This is a genomic window from Streptomyces sp. rh34, from assembly GCF_002551245.1.
Classification (GTDB): domain Bacteria; phylum Actinomycetota; class Actinomycetes; order Streptomycetales; family Streptomycetaceae; genus Streptomyces.
Map to the genome: position 1 here is coordinate 1 of NZ_NTGZ01000470.1, position 2,539 is coordinate 2,539.

Here is a 2,539-nt window from a genome sequence, read left to right on the forward strand (position 1 = left end):
GGGTGCGGCCGGGCGCGGCGGCCGGACGTGCCGCGGGTTCCGTACCGGGAGCCTCGGCCGGGCCCGGGGCGGCTTCCCCGGCGCTGTGGGCGGCTTCCCCGGCTTCCCTGTCCGCGAGCCGGCCGGCGGTGTGCGTGCCGCCCTCCTCGGCAGGCTTCCCTCGGGTGTGCCCCGCCGCCTCGCCCAGGACCAGCGAACGCAGCGGCTCCGTGCGCCACCACAGCGCCGGATGCGGGTCCGCGGTGGCCCGCAGGACCTGGTCCACCGTCGGCCGGAGGCCGGGATCCTTCTCCAGGCAGGCCGTCACCACCTCCCGTACCGCGGCCGGTACGCCGGAGAGATCCGGGTCCTCGTGGACGGCCCGGTACAGCAGCACCGCCGGGGTCGCCGAGCCGAAGGGGCTGCCTCCGGTGGCGGCGAACACCAGCACAGCCCCGAGCGCGAACACGTCGGCCGCCCCGGTCACCACTCCCCGGGTCAGCGCTTCCCGGGCCGTCGCGGCACCGGTGACGACGGTTTCGGTGATCTGCTCCGGGGCGATGAACCCCGGGGTGCCGATGACGTCGCCCGCCCCGGTCAGCCCGTGGTCGCTGATCGCGCGGGCGATCCCGAAGTCGATGACCCGGGGCCCGTCGGCGCTGATCAGCACGTTCGACGGCTTGAGGTCGCGGTGGACGAGCCCCGCCCGGTGGACGGCCTCCAGCGCCTCGGCGAGGGCCGCGCCCAGGGACCGTACGGCGGAGGGCGCCAGCGGCCCGGCCGCCGCCACCGCGTGCCGCAACGTGACGCCCGGCAGATACGCGGTGGCGAGCCAGGGCCGGGAGGACTCCGGGTCCGCGTCGAGCACCGCCGCCGTGTGCGCCCCGGTCACCGCGCGGGCGGCGGCGGCCTCGCGGCGGAACCGTTCCCGGAAGTGCGGGTCGGCCGCCAGGTGTTCGTGCACCGTCTTCACCGCGACGGTCAGCCCGCCGGGCGTCCGGCCCAGGTAGACGGTGCCCATGCCGCCCGCCCCGAGCCGGCCCAGCAGCCGGATGGAGCCGAGCCGTTCGGGATCGCCGGGGAGCAGCGGGCCGGTCACGCGGAGTCCGGTCCGGTGAAGGTCTGCACGGTCCCGTCGGCGCAGACATGGAGGAGGCCCCCGCCGGCGGCGGCGAGGAGGGGCCCGTCCCCCTCGACGGGGACCGCCCACAGCCGGCGCTCGCGGACGGCGTCGAGGGCGTGCACCCCCCGGAACGACGCCTCCCCGGGCTTCTCCTCGCGGCCCGGCTCCGGCCCGGTGGCGTACACCGTGCCGTCCGCCACCAGCGGCGGCCCGTCGTCGACGCCGCCGTCGTCGGAGGCGAGCCGCCCGAGGCCCGGGCGCCTCCAGCGGACCCGCCCGCTCCGGGCGTCGAGCGCGGTGACCCCGTCCGGCGTCGCGGCGTGCACCACGCCACCGGTCGCCGTGGGCGTGACCGTGGGCGACCCTTCGAGCGTACGGTGCCAGGCGGTACGCCGGGCCGCCAGATCGACCGCGACGATCCGGCTGCCACGCGCGTAGTACCGGGTGCCGGAGGCGCCGGGGTGGGCGTGCGGATACGGGGCGCCGCCGGGTATCTCCGGCTCCGGCCGTGGCGCCGCGCCGGAGGTCCGCAGCACGACCAACGGCTCCTCGGCGGGGGCCCCGTGACGGGTGGGGAGGCGGAGCGCGACGGCCAGCCGCCCGCCCGCCGCGTCGATGCCGGTCACCGCGGCCCGCGTCCCCTCGTGGAACCAGAGAGCCTTTCCCGTACGGGAGTCGAAACCGTAGGCGCGCCAGGGGCGTTCGCCCACGGAGCGCTTCGCCCACAGGGAGGCGTCGGAGGCGTAGGAGACCAGGGCCGTCGTTCCGCTGTCGACGGTGAAGAACGCCGACTGGCCGTCGGGGACGGTGGACGTCCGGGCGTCGACCGGCCGGTCCGGCAGGGCCGACCAGCGCCGGTTGCCCGTACGGGCGTCGAGGGTGAGGAGCTCCGGTGCGAAGAGCAGTCCGGAGAGCAGCAGGTGCACCTGGTCCCCGAGCGGCCGGACGGCCGTGACATCCCGCGCCGGATGCCGCCAGCGCACGGCACCCGTGGCCGCGTCGAGCGCGGTCACCGCGGCCGCGTCCGTGATGAGGAGCGCGCTGCCGTGGCGCAGCACCCGGCCGGCGGGGCCGAGGTCGCCGACGGCCCGGGTCCACAGCAGGCGTCCCCGGGCCCAGCGGGCCTTCGGCGGTGGCGTGGGCCTCCGGGGGCCGGTCGGGTCGTTCTTCTCGGTGCGCCGGAGCAGGGCCGCACCGCCGAGGCCCCCTCCCGCCACGAGCGCGGCACCGCCGAACGCGAGCAGCCGCCGCCTGGTCGGGCCCCGGACCCCCAGCCCGTCGTACGGGACGGTGTCCTGCGGCGCGACCACGGGACGGGGCCGGGGCGGGACGGCGTCCGCCGGGGTGCGCGTGGCGCCGGTGGAGGCGGGTACGGCGTCGGCCGGGGCGGGACCGGCGTCCGCCGCGCAGGCCGGGTCCTGTCTCTTATACACATCT

Annotated in this window: 2 protein-coding genes; both read right to left on the minus strand. The window is 78.0% G+C overall.

Going from position 1 to position 2,539, the window contains the following annotated elements; genetic code table 11:
* Positions 1 to 1,078, minus strand: a 1,078-nt coding sequence (locus CR470_RS37310; protein WP_257139062.1) for a serine/threonine-protein kinase, incomplete at its 3' end; no start/stop codon positions are given.
* On the minus strand, positions 1,075 to 2,539 hold a 1,465-nt coding region (locus CR470_RS37315; RefSeq protein WP_179892514.1), incomplete at its 5' end, for an outer membrane protein assembly factor BamB family protein. The genes CR470_RS37310 and CR470_RS37315, both read right to left, overlap by 4 nt.